18 protein-coding genes and 2 tRNA genes are annotated in these 16,763 nt (G+C 39.6%); 6 read left to right on the top strand and 14 right to left on the bottom strand.

Going from position 1 to position 16,763, the window contains the following annotated elements:
• Window positions 1–127: 127 nt before the first annotated feature.
• The 4 genes from BW139_RS12990 to BW139_RS12980 form a co-directional block, all read right to left on the bottom strand.
• A tRNA-Ser gene (locus BW139_RS12990) sits at window positions 128–220 on the bottom strand.
• A gap of 54 nt (window positions 221–274) precedes the next feature.
• Window positions 275–365, bottom strand: a tRNA-Ser gene (locus tag BW139_RS12985).
• A gap of 222 nt (window positions 366–587) precedes the next feature.
• A complete protein-coding gene (locus BW139_RS18495) occupies window positions 588–728 on the bottom strand; it encodes a hypothetical protein (RefSeq protein ID WP_008113257.1) in 141 nt (46 codons plus the stop codon).
• A gap of 753 nt (window positions 729–1,481) precedes the next feature.
• On the bottom strand, window positions 1,482–2,276 hold the full coding sequence (locus BW139_RS12980; RefSeq protein ID WP_076919955.1) for a YggN family protein: 795 nt from the start codon (window positions 2,274–2,276) through the stop codon (window positions 1,482–1,484).
• Window positions 2,277–2,664: 388 nt separating this feature from the next.
• Between BW139_RS12980 and BW139_RS12975 the strand changes: the two genes are divergently transcribed.
• Complete coding sequence (locus tag BW139_RS12975; protein WP_008108975.1) at window positions 2,665–2,850, top strand: PA3496 family putative envelope integrity protein; 186 nt, start codon at window positions 2,665–2,667, stop codon at window positions 2,848–2,850.
• Between the two features lie 120 nt (window positions 2,851–2,970).
• On the opposite strand, the gene BW139_RS12970 is transcribed toward BW139_RS12975, so the two are convergent.
• The 3 genes from BW139_RS12970 to BW139_RS12960 form a co-directional block, all read right to left on the bottom strand.
• On the bottom strand, window positions 2,971–3,462 hold the full coding sequence (locus BW139_RS12970; protein ID WP_008468524.1) for a glutathione peroxidase: 492 nt from the start codon (window positions 3,460–3,462) through the stop codon (window positions 2,971–2,973).
• A gap of 89 nt (window positions 3,463–3,551) precedes the next feature.
• Window positions 3,552–3,851 carry an AzlD domain-containing protein gene (locus tag BW139_RS12965; protein ID WP_008108977.1) on the bottom strand — a complete coding sequence of 100 codons (300 nt, stop codon included), beginning with the start codon at window positions 3,849–3,851 and terminating at the stop codon, window positions 3,552–3,554.
• Window positions 3,851–4,552 carry an AzlC family ABC transporter permease gene (locus tag BW139_RS12960; RefSeq protein WP_076919954.1) on the bottom strand — a complete coding sequence of 234 codons (702 nt, stop codon included), beginning with the start codon at window positions 4,550–4,552 and terminating at the stop codon, window positions 3,851–3,853. Before BW139_RS12960 ends, BW139_RS12965 begins: the two co-directional genes overlap by 1 nt.
• A gap of 105 nt (window positions 4,553–4,657) precedes the next feature.
• Here BW139_RS12960 and BW139_RS12955 point away from each other — a divergent pair, with 105 nt between their 5' ends.
• A complete protein-coding gene (locus BW139_RS12955) occupies window positions 4,658–5,314 on the top strand; it encodes a cytochrome b/b6 domain-containing protein (RefSeq protein ID WP_076919953.1) in 657 nt (218 codons plus the stop codon).
• A gap of 52 nt (window positions 5,315–5,366) precedes the next feature.
• On the opposite strand, the gene BW139_RS12950 is transcribed toward BW139_RS12955, so the two are convergent.
• Together BW139_RS12950 and BW139_RS12945 are read right to left on the bottom strand one after the other, a co-directional pair.
• Window positions 5,367–5,819 carry a cytochrome c gene (locus BW139_RS12950; protein ID WP_076919952.1) on the bottom strand — a complete coding sequence of 151 codons (453 nt, stop codon included), beginning with the start codon at window positions 5,817–5,819 and terminating at the stop codon, window positions 5,367–5,369.
• A gap of 78 nt (window positions 5,820–5,897) precedes the next feature.
• Window positions 5,898–6,368, bottom strand: a complete 471-nt coding sequence (locus BW139_RS12945) for a DUF2721 domain-containing protein (RefSeq protein WP_008468529.1) — start codon at window positions 6,366–6,368, stop codon at window positions 5,898–5,900.
• A 233-nt stretch (window positions 6,369–6,601) separates the two neighbouring features.
• Between BW139_RS12945 and BW139_RS12940 the strand changes: the two genes are divergently transcribed.
• The 4 genes from BW139_RS12940 to BW139_RS12925 all read left to right on the top strand — a co-directional run bounded on the left by BW139_RS12940 (window position 6,602) and on the right by BW139_RS12925 (window position 13,457).
• Window positions 6,602–10,066, top strand: coding sequence for a S8 family serine peptidase (locus BW139_RS12940; protein ID WP_076919951.1), 3,465 nt, complete (start codon window positions 6,602–6,604; stop codon window positions 10,064–10,066).
• 128 nt (window positions 10,067–10,194) lie between these two features.
• Window positions 10,195–12,366: a S9 family peptidase gene (locus BW139_RS12935; RefSeq protein ID WP_076919950.1), complete on the top strand. Its 2,172-nt coding sequence runs from the start codon at window positions 10,195–10,197 to the stop codon at window positions 12,364–12,366.
• Between the two features lie 161 nt (window positions 12,367–12,527).
• Window positions 12,528–12,893: a DUF4870 domain-containing protein gene (locus BW139_RS12930; RefSeq protein WP_008108988.1), complete on the top strand. Its 366-nt coding sequence runs from the start codon at window positions 12,528–12,530 to the stop codon at window positions 12,891–12,893.
• A 123-nt stretch (window positions 12,894–13,016) separates the two neighbouring features.
• The gene (locus BW139_RS12925; RefSeq protein ID WP_008468537.1) at window positions 13,017–13,457 is read left to right on the top strand and encodes a YqaA family protein; all 441 of its coding nucleotides are present in this window, start codon (window positions 13,017–13,019) and stop codon (window positions 13,455–13,457) included.
• On the opposite strand, the gene folX is transcribed toward BW139_RS12925, so the two are convergent.
• The 5 genes from folX to BW139_RS12900 all read right to left on the bottom strand — a co-directional run bounded on the left by folX (window position 13,434) and on the right by BW139_RS12900 (window position 16,763).
• Window positions 13,434–13,790: a dihydroneopterin triphosphate 2'-epimerase gene (gene folX / locus BW139_RS12920; RefSeq protein ID WP_076919949.1), complete on the bottom strand. Its 357-nt coding sequence runs from the start codon at window positions 13,788–13,790 to the stop codon at window positions 13,434–13,436. The genes BW139_RS12925 and folX overlap by 24 nt on opposite strands.
• A gap of 3 nt (window positions 13,791–13,793) precedes the next feature.
• A complete protein-coding gene (folE, locus tag BW139_RS12915; RefSeq protein ID WP_008108996.1) occupies window positions 13,794–14,348 on the bottom strand; it encodes a GTP cyclohydrolase I FolE in 555 nt (184 codons plus the stop codon).
• 25 nt (window positions 14,349–14,373) lie between these two features.
• Window positions 14,374–15,093, bottom strand: a complete 720-nt coding sequence (gene folM / locus BW139_RS12910) for a dihydromonapterin reductase (RefSeq protein WP_076919947.1) — start codon at window positions 15,091–15,093, stop codon at window positions 14,374–14,376.
• A gap of 127 nt (window positions 15,094–15,220) precedes the next feature.
• Window positions 15,221–16,057, bottom strand: a complete 837-nt coding sequence (gene nadE / locus BW139_RS12905; RefSeq protein ID WP_076919946.1) for an ammonia-dependent NAD(+) synthetase — start codon at window positions 16,055–16,057, stop codon at window positions 15,221–15,223.
• Between the two features lie 73 nt (window positions 16,058–16,130).
• A complete protein-coding gene (locus BW139_RS12900; protein ID WP_008109001.1) occupies window positions 16,131–16,763 on the bottom strand; it encodes a YceH family protein in 633 nt (210 codons plus the stop codon).

Here is a 16,763-nt window from a genome sequence, read left to right as displayed (position 1 = left end):
CTTGCAGCGGCCTAAACTGTTCCAGACACTTTATCGAACCTAGTCGAGGGCTCTCACCCTCCCAATTAGCAGCAAAGCTTATTTTTGGGCACAAAAAAACCACAATTAAGTGGCTTATATTCAGTAATGGTGGAGAGGGAGGGATTCGAACCCTCGATAGAGCTACAAACTCTATACTCCCTTAGCAGGGGAGCTCCTTCGGCCACTCGGACACCTCTCCGACGCATTATTCTGCGTGTTATTAATCGGAATAAAACCAATTAATACAAATAAGTGGTGGAGAGATAGGGATTTGAACCCTAGAGGGGCTATAAACCCCTGCCGGTTTTCAAGACCGGTGCATTCGACCACTCTGCCATCTCTCCACGTCGTGATGCAGGATAATACTTAGGTGAGTAGTCTGTGTAAATAGCAAAAAGATCGTTTGCTTAAAAAGTGAGCGTAAATGCGGTTTTTTTTATAAATAATGAAGATTTAAGGTGATTTTTAGCTATGAGGTGGCTGGCAGCAAACAGGAGGAGCTAAAGAAGAGTCTTCATTTAGAGGTTGGGTGTTTGCTGCAACAATACAAAATCATGGTTGGGTGATTATTTGTATTGAATTGCACCGCCAAGTGCTAATTTTTTTCCGTAACGGTTAAGTTTAGCAAGCATTCTTGCTTTGCGATTAGTTGGCTTAACGGCAACGTGAGTTGTGGCTGTTTGGTTAAGTGTATTAATTGGGTTCATGTTATTCGCTCCGAGGTTGTGTCTGTTGAAAACATGCGCATATTGCCCGCGATGTGGTTAAAAATAAAGCGATAAAAATTGCTGGTGAGCTATTAGTTTTTTTAATCTGAAGTGGGTTTGTTAGCTTAGTAGTTAATCGATTTTTTATTTTAAATTGTATAATTATTCATTTTAAATTTCCTTTATCTTGCTTTTATATCGGGATTTTTTGATTTTATTAATTATTTAACTGCATTATAAAGACTTTTTGTGAATAGTTATTCAGATTAAAATATCTTTAATTTAGGTGGCAGGATCGACTCTGCTATAAGATTTAACATGTTATTTATAGTTGGTTAATTATTTATCGTAAAAGAGGCGCTAAATAAACTTACAAAAAGAGCATTTTATAGTTTGTAAGCATAAAAAAAGTGCCTAGGCTACTAGGCACTTTGGAGTTAGTTGCGTTTTAAAACGCTTCTAACTGGGGATCGCACCATCTCATGAGTATAAATCTAAGAGGATGGGTTTAAATATGTTTGCAATTTGGGCTTACAATCATCGGCTTGGGCGTTATGTTAAGTGATCTAGAGCGAAGCGAAGATTATACTTTGACTTGTATTTTACTATGAAGCCACAAAACAACGCTGCACAGCAAGAGTAGATCCGCTCAACAGTCTATTATTTGAGTTAAATGGTTTTAAATAGGGTATAAAACGCAAAATGCGGCATAGCTTAAAAGCAAATGCCGCAAAGGGAGATTAATGCGGGGTATTAGTGCTGTTTAATAGTAAATAGCTCATAGCCTTTTAATGCAGGAACTTGAGCGGTTAGTTGCGTTTCTTGTTGTGCTATTTCAACAAAATCATCACATAATGAATTTGCACGCTTTTCAAGTGTTTTGGCATGCAGCTCCACTTTTTCTTCTATTTGTGCGCCCATATTTTCCATGCGCTCTTCAAATGCTTGCATGTCACCGCCTGAACTCATTAACTCAGAACCCAATGCCACTAAAATGCTGCCCATTGATTCCATTACTGCTGATTCAACAGCTGTTTCTATTTGTTGTTCAAACTGCTGTTCAAAATTTTCACCAAATTGAGTAAAGCTTTGTTGACCCATCACAAAAGTACCTTGTTGATAAAAAGTGCCTTCAACTTCTTGATGAATATCCTCCATCAGGGTTGAAATATTATCGAGGCCGTCAATATTAAACGCATTGGCAACTTCTTCTAATGCCACACCTGCAATTTTAACCCCTTCAAGGGCAATATTAGCTACTTCAGGTAATTGCACGCGTAAATTGTCAGTGTAGTCGGTCAATGCTTGGCGCTGTGTACTATTTAATGCTACTTGCTCGCCATTGATAGACAGCTCACCTTCAGCGGTAAATAACATGCGCTGGTTATCGGCTTTAAAAATTTCTAACTCATTGGGTTTGATGCGTACATCGTTTTTAAATTCAACGTTACATTCATCGTTACTAAATGAAATTGAAGAGTCGCTATTGTTATGGGCCATTGCTACTGGGGTACACAGTATTGCGCTAACTAATAATAATTTTTTCATGTTTATTCTCTGTTTTTTTGCTGATGATAATTAACTCATAACAAGTTTGATGCCAATAGTTTTTAGTGTTTAAAAACAGTTGGTTGAGTGTTTTTGGCTGAGGTGTAGTTAAAAGCAAACTTAAAGGAAAGGCTAAGTTTTGGTCAAAATAACCAATAATTAAATGCTAATAAATAAAATCTATCGATACGATAAAAAACTCTCACTTTCCACAATTGAAATTTAGCGCTATTTATTCACAATACTGACACAGAGACTATTTAGGATAGCGATGTGGCTTTATTTTGACGTAAATTTGTACAGTGAATTTATGTTGAACATTTTAATTTCACCAATTATCGCGATATAAAAATCCGAGGTTGGTCTCAAACACTTTATGGAGTGGGTTGTGGGTAAGACATTTAGTTACGATGCGCTAGATGATGATTTTGTTGAAGACGAATACGAAATGGTCGGGCGTAATCAACACGACAAGAAAAAGCAAAAGGTAAAAAGAAAGTTAGAGGATTACCTTGAGCAAAAACGCTTGCGTAAAAACCTAGGTGAAGATGACTTAAACGATTATATTGATTAGGCTGTCGCTAGTACAAATAAGCGCCAACATACTAGCATTTAATCATTACTTAGGTGGTTGTTTAAAAGCGCTGTAGGTTGGCAATAAAGAGGCTTTGAGCCTCTTTATACTTTTTAAGGATTAAGCTTTAGCTTTGAGCAATGCTTTTTTAATTACTTTTTCTAGTTTTTCAGGTTTGGTAATAGGCGCAAAGCGCTTAATGGGTGTGCCATCAGCTGCTATTAAAAACTTTGTGAAGTTCCACTTAATTTTTCGTGTTAAAAATCCAGGCAGTACAGATTTTAAATAGCGGAAAACTGAATCTGTGTGCTGGCCATTTACATTTACTTTTTCTGCGATTAAAAAACTAACCCCATAATTTATTAAACAACCTTGCGCTATTTGCTCCGCGTCTCCGGGCTCTTGCTGACCAAATTGGTTACAAGGAAAACCTATAATGACTAAGCCTTGGCTTGCATACTTTTCATGTAATGCTTGCAACGACTTATATTGATAAGTGAATCCACACTCACTCGCGGTATTTACTATTAGTACAACTTTACCTTCAAACTCTTTAAAGTCGATAGGCTGGCCTTGCAGGCTGGTAGTCTTTAGTTGATGGAATGGGTGCATATAAATACGCTTATTATTGGTTTATTTTGCATAGTCTAACCTTTGCGTGATGATCTACAAAGTCTAAGTCACTTCTACAGCGCTTGCTGCTAATTTAAAATTAAAAATAGCCCCATACCAGCCAAGGTAGTTAAGTAAATATTATGAGTTTTGTAAGCAACAACAATAGCGACTATAGCTGCACTAAGATAAGGGTTTTGCCAGTTTAGGTTTATACCTTCGTCATTTATAAATACAATAGGCACCCAAATCGCCGTTAAAACCGCAGGTGCACTAAAGCTTAAAAATTGCTGCATTTTAGGCCCTACTTTAAATGGTAATGCGCGGTGTAAGAATAAATAACGAGTAAAAAAGGTAATACATGCCATTAGCAAAATAGTGGTCATCATTATTTGGCATCCTTATTTTGCACTAATCTGGTAACAGCGTAACCTGCGCTCATCGCGAGTAGCGCTGAGCATACTAACCACAATTCAAAGCCTGTACTTTTTAATAAAGTGGCACTGATCCCTGCAACAATGACCGTGATTAAAGTGGCTAAGTTTTTAATCCCTGGAATTACTAAGGCAATAAAAGTTGCTGCAATTGCAAAATCGAGTCCTAAATTAGTGAGATCCGGAAGCATAGTACCGGCTACAATGCCAATTAGAGTCCAAATATTCCACGCAATGTAAAAGCTAAAACCTGCGCTCAATGCATAAATTAAACGGGTTTTAGTACGATAGGCGCGAGGGTGGTGCGAAAAGGCAAACAGTTCATCAGTTAACACAAAGCTGACAGGAAGACGCCATCGCATGGGTTGCTCAATCACTTTGTGACGAACCGCCAAGCCATATAAAAAATGGCGAGAGCTAATAATAAACGTGGTAAAAAGAATGGTTAGTAGAGGGGTATTACCAGCAATAAGCTCAATTGCAACCAGCTGCGCCGAGCCTGCAAATACCAGTAGCGACATGGCTTGAGTTTCAAAAGGGGTAAAGCCATTTTGTATTGCTAGCGAGCCACATAAAATGCCCCAAGGAATAACTGCTAAACACAGTGGCAGCATATCTAAAAAGCCTTTTAATACTGGTTTTTTAATTGATTGCATGTGTTTTACTCTGCGCACTGGTAGAAAGACTCATTAGGATACCTTAATATTAAGATGCTAAAATAGTTAGCGTTTTAGATGATACTTTTTTTTAGGGAAGGTGCAATGTTTAAGGTAAAAGTGTGGGATGGCTTTGTAAGAAGCTTTCATTGGTTATTAGTATTGAGTATTGCTGCGCTTTATTTTAGTGCTGAAGAGGCCATGATAGAGCTACATTTTGTGGTTGGCTTTTTTACCCTAGCGCTTATCTCAACACGGATTATATGGGGCCTCTTTGGCAGTAAAACGGCAAGAATATCTGCATTACTGCATTCTCCTAAGTCGGTGCTTGCTTCTTTTAGTGGCAAAAAAATAAATGATGTGGGCCACTCTGCACCAGGTAGTTATATGGTGTTATTATTTTTTATCCTGATTATTACGCAACTGGTTAGTGGTTTAATGAGCAGTGATGGCATTTTAACTGATGGCCCGTTAGCGCAGTATGTATCGAGTGATACCATTGATTTTGCCAATTGGTTGCATCATATCAATTTTGATATTTTATTTTATGCGATTATGTTGCATGTTGTGGCTATTATTGCTTATAAAATCAAGGGCAAGCCTTTGGTCAAAGCAATGATCACCGGTAATAAAGCACTGCCAACTCAAAGCTCAGAGTCAGAGACAAAGTCAGCATGGGTTGCATGGGTTATACTTTCGCTATTACTGGTTTTATTAATGAGTACTTGGGGAAGTGAGCCTTTAAGTTATTTGCTTAGTTAAAAAAAGTGGCGCTAATACAGCGCCATTTTTATTGTTAAATACACCGTATATATTAGTCTTTGAATTGCTTATGGCAATCTTTACAGCCTTTAGCCCATGCACCAAACGCTTTACCAATGACCGCTTTGTCACCTGTTTGAGCTGCTACAGCAAGTTCATCAGCATATTGTTGAAATGCTGTCGCTTTTTTCATAAATGTATCGTTTTCAGACCATACCGCAGGAAGTGCTGATGTATCACCCTTATCAGTGCCTGCATAAAAAGCTTCCCAAGGCATTTTAGACAATGCCGCTGCGTTATTTGCACGCTGCTTAAATTGCTCTGCATCAAAAGGAATTTTATCCTTTAGCATGGCACCCATGTCGCCTATTTGAACTGAAATCATAGAAAATGCAGCTTGGCGATACTCAATCGCATCACTTGGCTCTTTAAATGCAGAATTTGCAGATACGCTAAGTGCGCATGTAGATAGTAATGCCCCGATAAATACTTGCTTCAATTTCACTTTACTCTACTCCTTTAAGGGTTCTTTAATTATCTTTGTATCTTAGCTCAGGCTTTAGTTCAAGTTAAAGAGCTGGTTTTAATCATTTATATCAATATCAGCAAATATCATTCCTCGACGCATGCTACGTGTCGCCAAGAATACCTCGCCAAGCAATGACATAAATGCACATATTAGTAATGCCATGGCACCAACAAAACAACTACCGATAGTGACACCTAAATTAACCGATTGTATGTGCGATAAAAATAACAACATAACTACGGCACATACTAATAATGCACTTAAGACACTTAAACTAAATGCAATATGAATACACCGTGAACGCTTTAGGAGTGCTCTCAGCTCAGTAGTTAAAGACAGGTTAAATACTTCATCAACACTGACCTTTAACTTTCGCTCTAACTGCCTTGCTCTGTCTGTAATACGTGCTAAGCGATTTGATAATACCCCGAGTGTTGCCGCAATACCGGTAATTAAAAAAACGGGTGCAACGGCTGTTTGAATGACCTTAGCCATAGTTAAAATATTAATTACATCGTTGTTCATTTTACTCTCAATTAAAACTGTATCATTTACAATCATTCACAATTAGTTTTTGTTTTTTATTACATTAAAATCAATGTTTTATGTTGTTATTTTTGTTGGTGTGTGCTTTTTTGTAACTTAAATGTAGCAATGCTGTTGCTCCTGCAAAGGTTAACGTTTTATATTCGTAGTTATCAATCAATGGAATTGAAACTAGTAAATACAATAATACATAACCTATCCTAGGGGAAACGATGTCTAATAATATAATTAAAAGAACAGCAATCGCGACTGCTGTATCAAGTGCATTTGTGGCAACACTTGCCAGTGCTGCGACTTTGCCAAATGCTACAATGACTAACAAGCAAGTAGAGCAAGTAAAAGAAATAGCTGCTGATAAAAAAGCGCCTTCAGCTCATATGATTGTTTTAAAATCAAAAACTTCAGTTGATGCAGTGGCAGATGGGACTTACCAAGTATCATCTAACCGTGAAGTAACCGCTCAGGTTGAGCAGCTTCAGGACATAATGGCGGTTGAGCTTAGCAGCCTAGATTTTAATGCTAAGGTAATTGGCAAAACTAAAATTTTAGCGCCAACGTTAATAGTTCAAGCAACGCCTGAAGCGTTAGCAAAAATTGCAAAAGATGATCGTGTTGCTAAAGTTTTACCAATGTTCGATCGCGAGCTACATGTTGCAGCAAGCTCAGAATATATCAATGCAAAACCACTTATAACTGATGGAATTGCAAGTGGTAAAGGTCAACGTGTTGCAGTACTTGATACAGGTATTGACTACACGCACGCAGCGTTTGGTGGTGCTGGCACAGTTGAAGCTTATTTAGCAGCTCAAGCTGATCCAACATCAGTTGCATGGCCACAAGGCATTGTACAAGGTGGTTACGACTTTATACGTGATGATGCTGATCCAATTGAAAATGATGCCGCTAATTCACCTTCTACAGGTGCTCCAACAAACCACGGTACATCATCTGCAAACTCTGTAAATGGTATTGCTCCTGACGTTGAACTGTACGCTTACTCAGTGTGTGGCGGCGGTTGTCCGGGTGCTGCACAAGCAGCCGCTTTAGAAGCCGCAATGGATCCAAATGGCGATGGTGACATTTCAGACCGTGTTGATGTAATGAATATGTCATTAGGTGGTGAGTTTGGTGATACTTACACGGGTGGCGGTACGCAATTCCTAATTCAACGAGCCGTTGATTTAGGTGTAAACATGGTTATTTCTGCCGGCAATGACGGTGACAATCCATTCCGTGTAGGTGGTCCAAGTACAACACCTAATGCACTATCTGTAGGTGCAATGACTCACCCAACAACTGAAATCGGTGTTGCAACAGGTACTGTTGCTGGCGTTGAAGGTAATATACAGCCATCAAGTTTTGGCCCACAAGAAGCATATACAATTTCAGGTGCAGATATTGATTTGGTTTACCCTGATGCGAATCAGAATGGTTGTGATGCGTTCGCTGCGGACGTAGATTTTACTGGTAAAGCAGTATTAATCGACCGTGGTACGTGTGCATTTACACAAAAAGTATTGAATGCACAAACAAACGGTGCTGAGTTTGTAATGATTGCAAACAACACCGACGATGGTACCCCAGCACCTATGGGTGGTTTTGATGCGGACGTAACTATTAAAAACGTAGGCATTAACTTTGCTGCAGGTGCAGCTTTAAAAGCTCAATTAGCTGCTGGCGGCCCTGCAACATTTGATATTAGCGTTGAAATTAAAACAACGGCAGGTGCGGTTGCAACATTCTCATCTCGTGGTCCTTCTATGGATGGGTTATTAAAACCAGAAATTACAGCGCCAGGTACGAGCATTGACGTAGCAGCAGCAGGCACGCAAACAGGCACAAACCCTGTTTCAGGCACATCTTTCTCTGGCCCAATTACAGCAGGCGCTGTTGCAATGATCCGTGAAGCGCATCCAGAGCGTAATGCGTTTGAGATTAAAGCAACAATCATGAATGCAGCAAACTTAAACGTAACTAATGAGCCTCTAGCGATTAATCCTGATTCAGAGCTTGCGCCAATAAGTATGATAGGCGCTGGTTTAGTTGATGTGACTAAGGCGGCTAACTTGCCAGTTGCTGCATGGGTTCATAATAGTGAGTTTGACACTAAACAAGCTGCACTATCTTATGGTTTAGTAAGTTTAGCTGAATCAGGTTCAATTACTAAAACAGTGACGGTTAAGAACTTCTCTGCAGATGCAAAAACTTATAACCTTCGCACAGAGGCACGTTACCAAAATGATATTGATACGGGCGCAGTTAGTTGGGATTTCCCTGAATCTATAACAGTACCGGCAGGTCAAGCGATTAACTTTGACATTACAATGACAGTTGATCCAAGTAAATTACCTGCATGGGAATTGGAAAATCCATTCAGTGCAGAGGATATTGCAGCAAGAAGCGCTGCATTAACATCAGTAGAGTTTGATGGTGCGTTAGTATTTGATGATGCATCTACAGATGGCGATCACGATTTACATGTTGTTTATCATGCAATGCCAAAAGCTGCGACTCAGTTGAGCTACTCACCTGAAATTGTTAACAATGAAATGGCATTGGTTATTGAAAATACAGGTCAAACTGAAATTTCTCCACAAGCTGAAAGTATTGTTGCAATGGGGACAGAAAAATCAGTTGAAGATGCTGAGTTTAATATCCTGTCTACTACATTCTCTGCATTCAATGCAGATTTCTGTGATTCAGGAATTTATATTACGTCATCAATACAACTACGCGATCCGTTAACTCATACTTTCCAAGCGGGTTATAGAATTGAAATAGATACAGATAATGATAATGTCTCAGATCTATTCATGCAGAACTTAAATGACCGTGGTCGCTCAACTGCATTCCCAGGTCGTAGCCGCACATTAATTGGTATGACTGATGGCGCTGGTAATGATGCATGGCAATGGGGTACGCCGCTTTTCCATGCTGCAGGTGAAGACACAGTTACTTTCTCAGGCTGTTCAGAGTTAATGAATATTGATGCTTCGCTTCTTGGTGAGCAAATGAACTTCAAAGTATCGGTAGGCTACCCTAGTTACCAAACTGGTGTTTACAGTGAAACAGACAGCGTAACAGGTTCAACAGTATTTGGCGTACAACCAGCAGTTGAAATGACCTCTTATGAGACAGGTGAAGCAATTTCTTCACTTAAACCTGGTGAGAAAGCGGTTGTTTCTGCAAGCGGCCCGTTTGCATTATCGCAAGGTTCAGGTACTAACATTATTAAAGTAATGGCAGCTGAAGACCTAGAGTTACCAGACGTTGAAGCACCAATGCTGGTTGGTGGTGAGTTTAGTGTTTCTGAAGATGCAGCTGATGGAACAGTGGTAGGTGCGCTTACTATTGAAGAATCAGATTTAGACTTAGCTGTTTCAGAATACTATGTTCAATCTAATACAAACCTTGGCTTTGCAGTTGATGCAGATGGTCAAATTGTAGTTGCAGATACCACTTTATTAGCGGGTGATACATCTGCAGAAATGGAAGTTGTTGCGATTGATGTTCGTGGTAATGTGTCAGAGCCTGCAATGGTAACAATATCCGTTACTAAAGTAGCACCTCCGGTTGTTACTCCAGAGCCAGCGAAGAAAAGCTCGTCAGGCTCATTAGCTTGGCTAACATTACTAGTTGCGCCGTTTGCATTTATGCGTCGTCGTAAGCAAAAGTAGTGTATTAACTTAAATGTTATTTAAAGGGAGCTTCGGCTCCCTTTTTACATAGCTTCACAAACTAAATCTCCGTGCTATTAAATATTAGGTATATTTAATAAAAATAATAACTACAGAGATTCCAATCAATGAAACATACCCCATTTGTTCTTACTTTTATTACCTTAGCTATTTTAGGGGGATGTAACAAAGCTCCTGACGTTGAGCAATCAGCAAAAATTGAAAACGCAGCTGCTAAAATCGCAGTCATGCCGCCTATTGCGAAGAAAGTACCGTATAAAATGACAGTCCATGGCGACACGCGTATCGATAATTATTATTGGATGCGTGATGATGAGCGTAAAGCTCCTGAGGTAATTAGTTACCTTGAGGCTGAAAATGCTTACACAGATGAAATGCTTGCGCATACAAAAACGTTACAAACTTCGTTATTTGAAGAGCTAAAAGGGCGAATTCAAAAAGATGATGATTCAGTGCCAGTTAAAAAAGGTAACTATTATTATTCGTCGCAAACTCGCGGCGATAATGAGTATGCTACTTACTTGCGCAGTAGTGATTTTGCAGGCACCGATCAGGACGTTATTTTAGACGTCAATGAACTAGCTAAAGGTCATGACTATTTTGCAGTTAGTGGTCTTAATGTAAGCCCAAATGATAACTTAATGGCGTATGGTGAAGATACGGTAAGTCGCCGTGTTTACAACATAAAAATTAAAGATTTAAGCACTGGTAAATTATTAGAAGACACGCTTGAAGGTACCAGTGGTTATGTTGTGTGGGCGAACGACAATAAAACGGTGTATTACATCAAAAAAGACGCGCAAACCTTACTTGGTTATCAAGTTTATCGTCATACGCTTGGTACGCCACAAAGCGATGATGAGCTGGTTTACGAAGAAACAGACACAAGCTATTACACTGGTATTAGCAAGAGCAAAGACGGCTCAGAAATTTATATTTGGCATAGCAGTACTGATGCATCGGGTTTGTCAGTGCTTAGTGCAGATGATGTAAATGCTAAGCCAAAGCGTTTAATTGAGCGTGAAGCCAACCTTGAATACAGCATTTCAAAATTAGGCAATACTTATTACATTGTGACTAATTTAAATGCGGTTAACTTTCAGCTTATGAAAGTTGATATTGATAAAGCCGGTGATAAAGAAAATTGGCAGAGTGTGATCCCTGCCCGCGAGGATATTAAACTCGAAGACGTTGAGTTATTTGATGACTTCTTAGTATACCAACAACGCGAAATGGGCCAATCAACACTGATTGCGCGTAATTTAACATCAGGCAAAGAGTTACCACTAAGCTTTAACGACAGTGCGTACACAATTAATGCGTACGGTAATAACGAATTAAACAGCGATACGCTGCGTGTGTATTACACCAGTATGACGACGCCGGGTTCATCTTATGATGTTAATTTGGCCACTGGCGAAAAAACATTATTAAAACAGCAAAAAGTGTTGGGTGACTTTAGTGCAGATAACTACGCATCAGAACGACTATTTGTAACGGCTCGAGATGGCATTAAAGTGCCTGTGAGTTTAGTTTATCGTAAAGACATGTTTAAAAAAGATGGCACCAATCCGTTGCTACAATATGGTTATGGCTCGTATGGAGCGACCATGGATCCTACCTTTTCTAGTACGCGGTTAAGTTTGCTTGACCGTGGTTTTGTATTTGCCATTGCGCATATTCGTGGTTCGCAAATGTTAGGGCGTCCTTGGTATGACGCGGGTAAATTACTGACTAAAAAGAATACCTTTAATGACTTTGTAGATGTTACTAAATCATTGGTAGCCCAAGGGTATGGCGATAAAGAGCTAATTTTTGCTCAAGGTGGCAGTGCTGGTGGTTTATTAATGGGCGCTGTAGCAAATCAAGCGCCTGAGCTCTATAAAGGCATGGTAGCGGCAGTCCCTTTCGTTGATGTAGTAACCACTATGCTAGATGAGAGCATTCCTCTGACAACTAACGAATACGGTGAGTGGGGTAACCCTAACGAAAAAGCATACTATGAGTATATGTTGTCGTATTCACCGTATGATCAAGTAAGCAAGCAAGACTACCCTAATATGCTAGTAACAACAGGCTTACATGATTCGCAGGTACAATATTTTGAGCCTGCCAAGTGGGTGGCTAAGCTGCGAGATTACAAAACCGATGATAACAAGCTACTGTTTAAAATTGATATGGAAGCAGGGCATGGAGGGGCGTCAGGTCGTTTTAAGCGTTTGGAAGACACGGCACTTAACTATGCGTTTATGCTTGATTTAGCGGGTGTTAATAAGTAATTGATACAGGCAAAACAAACAAGCGCAGCTATTGGCTGCGCTTTTTTATTTTTTAAATATACACAAATGCTTTGCATTGGATAAATAAGCATTTACATTAAGGTGGCTAATGAGTATGAATGTCATTTTAGCGCAAAATAAAAACGATAAGGGAGAGTGTTATGGAACAAAATCAAGAGATTAAAGTGGTGAATAAAGATGACAGAACATGGGCTATGTTATGTCATTTAAGTGCGTTGGCAGGGTTTATCATCCCGTTTGGCTCAGTATTAGGCCCATTGATTATTTGGCTGATTAAAAAAGATGAAATGCCTATAGTTGATGTGCATGGTAAAAAAGCACTTAATTTTCAGATCACTATGGCTATAGCTTATTTTGTGTGTTTTTTACTTATTTTTGCAGTGATTGGTTTGATTTTGTTACCAATGGTAGCGATTTTCTCATTTGTGATGGTTATTATTGCTAGCGTAAAAGCTAATGATGGTAAAGAATTTAATTATCCGCTGAGTTTAAATTTAATAAAATAACAGCCATGCAATCTAGCCAAGGCTTTGTTTGTAAGATTGCAAAGCTGCGGCGTATTACGCTTGCTGTAGGTTATTAGCTTATCAGCGTTATTCCCTCGTTTTATTGTTAGCCATAAGGGTAACATGCTTTATATCACCTTATTTTTAACTGCCTTTATTTCGGCTACCTTATTACCCAGCTCGTCTGAAGTGTTAATGGGCGGCATGATAGTACAAGGCAATACTCACCTAGGATTAATTTGGCTTTCGGCAACTTTAGGAAATGTATTAGGTAGCTGTGTTAATTATTGGTTGGGAACACAGGCATTGCGTTTTAAAGATAAAAAATGGTTTCCAGTATCTGAAAAAGGACTTGAAAAAGCCCAAAAGCAGTTTAATAAATATGGGGTATATAGCTTACTGTTCGCGTGGTTACCTATTGTTGGCGATCCACTAACCGTTATTGGCGGCGTGTTTAAAGTGCGCTTTAGTATGTTTTTAGTGCTGGTAACACTCGGCAAAGGGCTACGTTATTTAGCTGTAATAGCCCTTGCCGTTGGATTATTTGTGCCAGTCGAGAGTTAGCGACACGGAGTCTGCAAAGCGCAGCGCATGGGGTTTATCCACCCGGGATTTGGCATAATTTACACTTGGATGTGAGTGGCAAACAGCAAGGATTTCAGCAACTAGCTTTTCTAGCAATAAAAAGTGGCCTTGCTCAACTAAGCTAATCACTTCTTTAGTTATTACTTTGTAGTTAAGTGCTTGCTCTACTTCATCTGTTTCACAAGCTTGATCTGCCGGATAATGAATTTCTAAATTAATAACTACATCTTGTTTTTTCTCTCGTTCATCAGGGTTAAAACCAATAAACGTGCGTAGTCGTAAGTTAGTTACATTAATTATTGCGTTTGCCATACATTATCCTTTGATCAGCTGTAAAAACTCATTACGTGTTTTCGGATCGGCTCTAAAGTTACCAAGCATAACCGAGGTACGCATACTTGAGTTTTGTTTTTCTACGCCACGCATCATCATACACATGTGCTTTGCTTCAACAATGACGCCTACACCTTTGGCACCAGTTACTTCCTCGACCGCTTTGGCAATTTGATGGGTAAGTTGCTCTTGAATTTGAAAACGGCGAGAGAACATATCCACAATACGTGCAAACTTAGATAAACCTAATACTTTGCCATCAGGAATATAAGCAATGTGGCAACGACCAATAAATGGTAATAAGTGATGCTCACACATAGAGTAAAGCTCTATATCTTGTATCAATACCATGTCGTCAGCATCTGAGGTAAACACGGCATTATTCGTGATTTCGTTAAGCGTTTGGCGGTACCCTTGAGTTAGGTACTCCATCGCTTTTGCTGCGCGTTTTGGGGTGTCTAGCAACCCTTCGCGTTCTGCATCCTCACCTACCGCGGTTATAATTTTTTGATAGCTTTCTTTTAATTCATTATGCATAAGTTTCTCAGTTTTATTAGATGACTTACTTAAGATGGCGACCACCATCAACAGGTAAAGCGCGGCCTGTGATGTAATGGCTGTTCAGTAGTAGGTCAATACTATTGATAATTTCTTGGCATCCAGGTTCTATGCCCATTAATGATTTTTTCAATGTTTTTGCTCGGTATTGCTCATCATCGTGTTGGTTAAAAATAATCAATGAAGGAGCAATAGCGTTTACTTTTATCTGCGGTGCAAATTTAGCGCTAAATGATTTAGTTAAATTATCCAATGCGGCTTTGCTGGCCGCATAAGCAAGGTGCTTTGGGCTGCCCGTTTCAACTACATAATCAGTGAGATGAATAATATCTGCCGGTTGATTAGACTCTGCGTGGTAACGCATCAGCAAATCAGCGCAATGTAAGTTGACTAAATAAGGGGCTTTGGCATGAATACGCATCATGTTATCAAACAATTGCTCAAACTGTGGGTTATTAGCTTCGCAGTCCCAGCTTGATGCGTTATGAATTATCACCTTTAGTGATTCTGTATGTGCTTTAAGTAATGTAATAAAAGTATTAATACCCTCATCAGAACTAAAGTCAGCATAAAGACAAGTCGCCCCTTGTTGCTCTAACAAATCTACAGCCTCATGACGGGTACGATAAGTAATAATGACCGCTTGCCCTTGGGCTATAAAATGCTGTGCGAGCGCAAGGCCTATGCGTTGTCCTGCACCAGTAATCAAAATAGGGGGTGTCATAAAATATAAAACTCTCTGTTGGCAAGCGTTAAGGTTAACCGTTAAAAATTTAAGCCGCTTATTTTCACGCCATATTTACGAAATATATAAGCGGCTAGATCAGTTAAGTTATACTTATAATATTGATTTAAAAAGCATCGTATATTGTTGGAATAGGCTGGCGCTTATGTTGCGTGCGTTGGAAAATAGCAATCAGTGTTTGCTCCACATACTCTGAAACCGGCTTGCCTTCTAAAAAGTCATCAATCTCTTCATAGCTTAAGCCTAGTGCTTCCTCGTCAGTTAAACCTGGTCTATCACTTTCTAAATCGGCAGTAGGTGCTTTTTCAACTAACAGTGCTGGTGCGCCTAGCGCTGTAGCCAGTGCTCTTACTTGACGTTTAGAGAGACCAAACAAAGGGGCTAAATCACAGGCGCCATCGCCAAACTTAGTATAAAAACCGGTAATATTTTCGGCGCTATGGTCGGTACCTACAACGAGTCCTTGGCAAAACCCAGCAATTTCGTATTGTGCAATCATGCGTTGGCGTGCTTTCACATTACCTTTAATAAAGTCTATTTTTTCTTGTGTTGGCAGAGGTTGGCTATTTCCTGCTAAAGTTGCCATTGTTTGCTCGTGCAGCGCGTCGGTAGCAGGCTGAATATTGACTGTCATACGCGTGCTAGGTTGAATAAAATCAACCGCCATTTGTGCTTCGCTTTCATCTGCTTGAACGCCATAAGGTAGGCGCACAGCAATAAATTGATATTGCGTGTCTTGGTGCTCTTGATTAAGTTCATTAATAGCAAGTTGGCATAATCGGCCACAGGTTGATGAGTCTACGCCACCACTAATACCCAGTACCAGTGAGGTTGAGTATGCGGCTTTTAAACGTGCTTTAATAAAGTCTATTCGGCGTTTAATTTCAGCGTTTACATCAATACTAGGCTGAACTTTCATCTCAGCCATAATTTCGGCGCGCATGGCCCGCTCCTTAAAGTTAAAAAGTTTTAATGCTCAAAAAAGAATAGCTATTATGTGATTTCAAATTACACAATTAAAGCCCTATATACTCTTTTATTTGTTTAAGTTGAGCTTTTAGTTCGTCAATTTCAGCGAGTAGGTCATTGAGCTCTCGGTTTTCTAGCTCGTCTGTCATGGTTTGTGTTGCTACAGGGTCATCGTTCTCTGAAGAAGGAGCTGCAAATAAATGGATAAAACGACTATCACGTTTACCAGACTCACGAGGTAGCTTCTTAACATGGCTATTTTCAATCAATTGTGCAAGCGCTGCTTCAACGTTGTCAACATTGTTAAAATCAGCTAAGCGAGCGCAACGGGTTTTTAATTCACCAGGTGTTTGGGCACCTCGCAATAATAATAAACAAATAATAGCGCGTTGTTGTGCGTTAAATTGTAAGTGGCTAAATGGGGTATTACAAAAGCGATGGTCGTACTTAGATACGCGGCCACTGAGGCCTTCATCTTCTGTTACTAAGCGTAAGTCGATTAGCTCGGCGATAGTCGCCTGAACTTGCTGTTGACTTAAGTCGAGCACAGGAGCGCGGTTTGATTTTTGGTTACAGGCATTCGTTAAAGCATTTAATGATAGCGGGTAATGTTCAGGCGTTGTTATTTGCTTTTCCAATAAACAGCCAATAACTCTTTGTTGTTCAATTGATAACTGCAT

It is taken from the genome of Pseudoalteromonas sp. SK18 (genome assembly GCF_001974855.1).
In the GTDB taxonomy this organism is placed as follows: domain Bacteria; phylum Pseudomonadota; class Gammaproteobacteria; order Enterobacterales; family Alteromonadaceae; genus Pseudoalteromonas.
The sequence above is the reverse complement of the archived record's forward strand: the minus strand, read 5'-3'. Positions and strand labels throughout refer to the sequence as shown.